The following is a 6,552-nucleotide window of genomic DNA, read 5'->3' on the forward strand; positions in this document are numbered from 1 at the left end:
CAATTCTGAGTTCGGTCTGCATACTGCCTTCTGCCTACTGCCCACTCTCCCGATAGACTTCAAAGCAGAAATCCGGGCACACTTTGGCGCACAGCTCGCAACCGGTGCAACCGTCGTGCAAAATCGGATAGCGATATCCTTTGCTGTTCACCGCCGTCGACATTTCCAGCACCTTGGGTGGGCAGACGGGAATGCAGAGCACGCAGCCCTTGCAGGTTTCCTGATCGATAGTGACGGTGGCGGTCATGCTCGTGAGTCGTGAGTCGTGAGTCGTGACTCGGCACTTGCGTAGTTGGCGCCGACGATGAGGAGTTGCGCGTTCTTGTCAGCGAGCTGCTGGCGATGCGCCGGTAGCGACGCGCGCATTGCTGTAACTAGGTTCTCGACGCCGACCAATCGCGTATGCTCAGCGAACGCCCCCAGCATAATCATTCCCGCACCCATCATACTCCCCGCCTGTTCGGCCAACCGCGTCGCCGGTATCGCCACGCTCGGGACATTGGCGCCGGAAACCTCCGGCACCAATGTTTGATTGAGAAAAAGCTGGCCGTCGGATCGTAGCTTGGGCATCAGCGTCGCCAGCGACTTCGGATGCATGGCCACCACGCTCCAGCACTGTGGGACGATTGGCGGCGCTTGGATCTCATCAGCACCGATGACCAGTGTCGATTCGCTCGCGCTGCCGCGCATCGCCCCACCGTAGACGCCGAAGAGCATCGCGTGCTTCCCTTCTGTCGCCGCGGCTTGTGCCAGCACCTTCGCCATCAGTTGAATGCCTTGACCGCCGATGCCGGTGAAGATGATCTCGCGCTCCATCAACGCGCTCCCGCTGCCATTCGGGCGTGCGTGTTCCGAGCGCCCTCGCGATGCGATGCCGTTTCGGCCAGCTCGGCGGCGAGGCCGGCTAGCAGATGCTTCACAATATGCGCGAACACGTCGTCGAGGTCTCGTGTCCTCAGATGGGGCATGTGTGCCACGACCTCGGCAACTTCGTCCGCTCGGAGAGCTTTGGCCGATACCCGTTGCGATTCATCGATCGCCTGCATGTAGAAGGAGGGAGAGAAGGCCGGGCCGCGGATCTCGGAGGACACGAAAGCGAGCGTACTCCACATGATTTCCCGCCACGCCCGCACCGCGGCGCGGCGATCAAAGCCGGCGGCCCGCAAAATGCCTAGTAGCGTGTTGGTCGCGCGCAACATCGCCGGCGTGTAGTGGCCGTGTTGCATCAGGATCGACACGACCGCCGGTGATCGGTGGAGTTGATTGCGCAGCGAGTGCATCCACGCCGCCGCTTGATCCGTCCACGCACCACGCGTGCGCAGATCGAGATCCAACTGTTCGAGCACCCCGGCGACAATCGCGCTCAACAACTCGTCCTTGCTGTGGACGTGCCGGTAGAGCGACATCGGCGCAGTCCCCAACGCCTCCGCGAGCGTCCGCATGCTCAACCCCGCGACCCCTTCGCGGGCGAGTAGATCGAGGCCGGCGGTGAGGATGCGGGCGCGCGTCAGACGGGAATCGGCAAGCGCTTTAGGGGAGCGCGCCTTCCCCGGAGCCCGCGTGCGCACTTGACGAGTCATTGCGCACTGAGTAGCGTACACCGTACGCAATCGCAAGAGGGAATCGACAATGGGGTTCGATATGCGAAACAGGCGAACGTGGCGATGAAGGTCCTCCACCAGATTCGCCCCGCAATTGCCGCGAAGGTGATGGCGGCGCTGCGCGAGATTGAACTCGTGTCGATTCCGACAGAGGGTGAGCTGCCGGCGGATGCGCGCGGCGAAGTGTTGCTCACCTATCCGTGGGCCTCGCCGAACCTCCGCCAGGTTCTAGCCAGAGGAATCCGCTGGATTCACGCCCTCGGCACCGGCGTCGACGCGTTTCCCTTTAATCTGCTCGACGGGCAAACGCTTACCTGCTCGCGCGGCGGCAGCGCCATTCCGATTTCAGAATGGACGCTGGCCACCATGCTCGCCTTCGAGAAGCACCTGCCGGAATCGTGGATTCGGAGCGTGCCGGAGAAAGGTTGGAGTCGCGCCGACCTCGGCACGCTGCACGGCAAGACCTTGGGACTGATCGGGCTCGGTGGCATCGGTTCGGCCGTGGCACAACGCGCGCTCCCATTCGGCATGCGCGTGCAGGCGTATCGTCGCTCGGCGGCGCCGTCGGAAATCGCAGGCGTCGAGGTTGTGCGTTCCCTGCCGGAACTCGTAGCGTCGGCCGACCATGTCGTGATCGCTGCGCCCGCCACGGCGGCCACACGTCATCTGTTCGATCGCGAACTGTTCGCCGTCGTCAAGCCCGGGGTTCACCTCGTCAACGTCGCGCGCGGTGCGCTCGTCGATCAGGACGCGTTGCGTGTAGCGCTCGATGACGGCCAAGTGGCGATGGCGTCACTCGACGCGGTTGAGCCCGAGCCGCTTCCCGACGGCCACTGGATGTATGGACATCCGCGGGTGCGCCTCAGCCCCCACACTTCGTGGTCGATGCCCGGCGCTGCCGATTTACTGATCGACGCTTTCATCGACAACGTGCGGCGCTATCAAGCACACCAACCGCTCATTGGCGTCGTCGATGTCGCAGCGGGATATTGACCAGTCGAGAGGACAGAAAGGATGAACGTCATGGACCAGCGCGTCCTCGGTAACGTCGGCACCAAGCTGGTGCTCGAAAACGATCGGGTTCGGGTGTGGGAGTTGGATCTCGAACCGGGAGCACGGTCCGACGTCCATCGGCATGACCTGGACTACCTGATCGTGCAAATCGAAGGCGACCGCATCGCGGCCGCTCCTGAACCAGACTCGAGCGGCAAGTACACGCAGTACATCGAAGTACAGGCGCAGCCCGGCAAGGTGAGCTATCTCACGCGCGGTGGAATCGAGACAGCCGTGAACGTCGGCCAGCGGCGCTACCGCGAGATCCTGATCGAACTGAAGTAGACACCCGATGCTGCTACTTGGAGACATTCTTCGTCGCAACGCCGCGGTCCGCGGCGACAAGACGGCGTACATCGTCGGCAGCGATCGCGTGACCTACGGTGCATTTCACCGACGGTCGAATCAGCTCGCGCGCGCGCTGCAGCGCCTGGGTGTGCGCCGCGGCGATCGCGTCGCCGTCATGGCGAACAATTGCGCTGCGTATCCGATCATCTACTTTGCTGTGATCAAGCTGGGCGCGATCGTCGTCCCCATCAACGCGCGCTTCACGGCCAACGAAGTGGCCACTATCGTCACGCACGCAGAGGCCGAGACCTTCTTCGTGGCCGGCGAGTTCACGGCACTGCTCGCCGAGCTGCGCGCAGTGCGCCGCTTACCTTCGGTGCGGCGCTTCATCTCAATCGATCTCGACGCCGCAGATGATCTCTGCCTCGACCGTCTGGCCAACGCCGAATCATCCGACGATCTCGACATCAGCATCGACGAGCACGATCCCCACGTCATGCTCTACACCAGCGGCACCACCGGCTCGCCCAAGGGCACCTTGGTCTCGCACCGCAGCTACTACTTGCAGGGCACGCTTTCGCATCTGCAACTCGGCTTCAACGCAGACGACATCGTCCTCAGCATGTTTCCGATGTTTCACATGGGTGGCTGGGCGCTGCCGTTGGGCTTCTGGCACAACGGGGGAACGGCGGTCATCATGCCGAAGGCAGCTCCGCGCGCCATCCTCGAGACGATCGAGCGCGAGCGGGTCACGTACTTCTACGCGGTGCCTACCGTGTTCCGCTCGCTGCTCGCACTCCCCGACTTCGATCGCTTCGACGTCAGCTCGTTGCGTCTGCTCGGCGGCGGCACGGCCGCCATGACCACGGCGCAGGTGCACGACATCATGAACCGTTTCGGTTGCCGCAACATGGTGATCCTCTACGGCTCGACCGAGGCGGGACCGGTGAGCATCGTTCGCCCTCGCGATGTAACGCGTAAGCCCGAGACCGTGGGCCGGCCCTATCTCGACGTTGAAGTGCGGCTCGTCGACGACGCCGGCCGTGAGGTCGCACATGGCGCCGTCGGTGAAATCGCCGCGCGCAGCGAGTGTACGATGCTCGGATACTGGCGCAATCCGGAGGAGACGGCACGCACGATCCGCGACGGCTGGGTGCTCACCGGCGATCTAGGAACATTCGATGCGGAGGGATTCCTCTCCATCGTCGGACGCAGCAAGGAAGTCATCCGCAGCGGCGGCGAAAGCATCTTCCCCGTCGAGATCGAGCGCGTCCTGCTGACCCATCCGCACATCCGCGAGGCGAGCATTGTTTCGATCCCCGATCCGCACTGGGGCGAAGCGGTGGTTGCCGCTGTCGTGCTGCATGACGGCGCAACGCTCACCGCCGAGGACGTCATCGAACACGTGCGCGCGCACCTCGCGAGCTACAAGAAGCCGCGGCACGTGTGTTTCCTGCCCAGCCTTCCGCGCACCGCAGCGTCGCAGCAGGTGCACAAGCCGCTGCTCAAAGAGCTGCTGCTCCAGCAGATGGGCCAGTGACCTGACGGCGGCTCCTCAGGACGAACGGTGCTGTGATTGTTTTCAAAGAACATTTCCGTTCGCCCTGAGGAGGCCCCATCTTTTCGGGGCCGTCTCGAAGCCTGTCCTGAGCCCCGTCGAAGGGGGCCGTCCCGTAGTTTATCGACAGTCCCGGCAACCGCCCGCGTTATGAGATGGCATTGTATCAGCCATAGTTTCCTGCCATACCGCGTGACATGACAACAAGAGCGCATCGCAACCTCCACGTGCCCTTGCCCGGGGCGCTTCATGATCGCTTGCGTGTCGTCGCCACACGTTCCAAGCGACCCGCCACGAGCCTGGCACGCGAAGCGATCGAGTCTTGGATCGACGAGCACGAGCGGCAGGTCGTCCACGAAGCGATTGCGGCATACGCCACCGAGATGGCGGGGACTACAGCCGATCTCGATCGAGGCCTCGAGCGGGCCGCGATCGAACACCTGCGTGGGAGGCGGGGCAAGCGGTGAAGCGAGGCGATATCTTCTGGGCCGACATCGTGCCGCGGTCGGGCTCCGAGCAGACGGGGCGTCGCCCCGTCGTGGTTGTTTCGCACGATGGGTTCAACCGGGTAGAGACGTGGCGGTCGATCATCGTGGTGCCGCTCTCCACCTCTGCGGAACAACGGCGTCGGGGGCCGACCGCCATCGTGCTGCCCAAAGGAACCGGCGGCCTGCGCCGGGAGAGCGTCGCGTTGTGCCACCAGGTGACCACACTCGATCGCGCCAAGCTCGTCGAACCGATCGGAGAGCTTTCAGTCGCCGCACTGCGACGCGTCAACGACGGCCTCCGCGCCGCGCTCGCTTTGCTGTAAGGGACGGAGAACGGTCTGGAGGCTGAAGGCCCATGTCCAGATGTGACCCATACGTTGCGCCGAGATCGAACGCTTTCTGCTGACACATCCGCGAGGCGAGCATTGTTGCCATCCCCGATCCGCACTGGGGCGAGGCGGTGGTTCGAACACGTGCGCGCATCTCGCGCCAAGACGCAAAGACGCCAAGCCGGACAATCGTGGCAGGAGTCGAGAGAGCGGATCACTAGACCCATTGCCCCCGGGCGTCTCTGCGGTGAACTCCCTTCTTGTCTCATTGGCGCCAATAGACCGACCGCAACGCCAGGCCGTCGCTTGCGTTTAGAGGCGCATGACCGTTCGCATCGTCGCTACCGTCATCATCGCCGCCCTGTGCCTGCCGAGTGCTCTGCAGGCCAGCCCAGTCGTGACGGGACGGTTGGACTATCGCCTCTCGTGGAACGGCATCCCTGCCGCGCATGCGACGGTGAGCATCAACCAAGACGAAGCCGGGCCGGAGCCGCGCTATCGCGTCGAAGCGACGGCGCAGACCAGTTGGTTGGTAGACTTGTTATGGAGCCTGCGGGCACGGGTGACGTCGATCTTCGCTGGCGACGATCTCACGCCGCAAGGGTTTCGCTATGATCGTGAAGTCAACCACGAGCACAGCCTCACCGAAGTGACGTTCGATCAATCGTCACTCGCGTCACTCGCGACCACCGGGACGTACTATCATGGCGGCCACACCACCGTGCTCGACGTGCAAGATGCCGATGTGCTCGATCCGATCACGACGATCTTCCGAGCGCTCGCGCAGCCCGTGCGCATCGGCGACACCATGCGGTACGAAGTCTTCACCGGCGAAGCGCGCTACCGAGTCGAGCTGTCGGTTGCGGGTGAGGAGACGATCACCGTTCCGGCTGGCACGTTCAAGACGTGGCGCGTCGAGCCGCAGGTGTGGAAGATCGGCACTGGCCTGGATCGGCGTTTGCGCCGCGCCACTGTGTGGGTATCGCAAGCGCCCGTGCGCGCGGTGGTGCGCATCCGCAGCGAGGTGTTCATCGGCGCCGTGAACTGCGATCTGCAGCAGTGGGTCGCACCGCCGAGCGGATGAGAGACACGACGCTTCACCGCAGAGTTACCATGTGTTCGGTTGGAGTGAGCTGAGAAAGATGGGAGCCTCACCTTGTGCACGCGGGACACGCCAAACGTGGCCGCAAGATTGTTGCACCAAGAAGGGAGGCTCCCATGACCAAGGTAGTGCA

At 63.6% G+C, this 6,552-nt stretch carries 8 protein-coding genes; 5 read left to right on the plus strand and 3 right to left on the minus strand.

Annotated features, from left to right (window positions below):
• Window positions 1-34: 34 nt before the first annotated feature.
• Genes HYR72_05795 through HYR72_05805 form a run of 3 tightly spaced genes read right to left on the minus strand, consistent with a single transcriptional unit; the run spans window position 35 to window position 1,580 of the window.
• Entirely contained in the window at window positions 35-247 is a 213-nt protein-coding gene (locus HYR72_05795; protein MBI1814470.1) for a 4Fe-4S dicluster domain-containing protein, read from the minus strand.
• A complete protein-coding gene (locus HYR72_05800; protein MBI1814471.1) occupies window positions 244-816 on the minus strand; it encodes a 2-oxoacid:acceptor oxidoreductase family protein in 573 nt (190 codons plus the stop codon). Before HYR72_05800 ends, HYR72_05795 begins: the two co-directional genes overlap by 4 nt.
• The gene (locus HYR72_05805) at window positions 816-1,580 is read right to left on the minus strand and encodes a helix-turn-helix transcriptional regulator (GenBank protein MBI1814472.1); all 765 of its coding nucleotides are present in this window, start codon (window positions 1,578-1,580) and stop codon (window positions 816-818) included. Before HYR72_05805 ends, HYR72_05800 begins: the two co-directional genes overlap by 1 nt.
• 78 nt (window positions 1,581-1,658) lie before the next feature.
• On the opposite strand from HYR72_05805, the gene HYR72_05810 reads away from it, so the two are divergent.
• From HYR72_05810 to HYR72_05830, 5 genes are all read left to right on the plus strand, one after another.
• Complete coding sequence (locus HYR72_05810; protein ID MBI1814473.1) at window positions 1,659-2,594, plus strand: hypothetical protein; 936 nt, start codon at window positions 1,659-1,661, stop codon at window positions 2,592-2,594.
• Window positions 2,595-2,624: 30 nt separating this feature from the next.
• Window positions 2,625-2,939, plus strand: coding sequence for a cupin (locus tag HYR72_05815; protein ID MBI1814474.1), 315 nt, complete (start codon window positions 2,625-2,627; stop codon window positions 2,937-2,939).
• Window positions 2,940-2,946: 7 nt separating this feature from the next.
• Window positions 2,947-4,482, plus strand: a complete 1,536-nt coding sequence (locus HYR72_05820) for a long-chain-fatty-acid--CoA ligase (GenBank protein ID MBI1814475.1) — start codon at window positions 2,947-2,949, stop codon at window positions 4,480-4,482.
• A 481-nt stretch (window positions 4,483-4,963) separates the two neighbouring features.
• On the plus strand, window positions 4,964-5,311 hold the full coding sequence (locus tag HYR72_05825; GenBank protein MBI1814476.1) for a type II toxin-antitoxin system PemK/MazF family toxin: 348 nt from the start codon (window positions 4,964-4,966) through the stop codon (window positions 5,309-5,311).
• A gap of 328 nt (window positions 5,312-5,639) precedes the next feature.
• Window positions 5,640-6,401 carry a DUF3108 domain-containing protein gene (locus HYR72_05830; protein MBI1814477.1) on the plus strand — a complete coding sequence of 254 codons (762 nt, stop codon included), beginning with the start codon at window positions 5,640-5,642 and terminating at the stop codon, window positions 6,399-6,401.
• The last annotated feature ends 151 nt before the right edge of the window (window positions 6,402-6,552 follow it).

The sequence above is a fragment of the Deltaproteobacteria bacterium genome (genome assembly GCA_016178705.1).
Taxonomy (GTDB): Bacteria; Desulfobacterota; Binatia; order HRBIN30; family JACQVA1; genus JACOST01.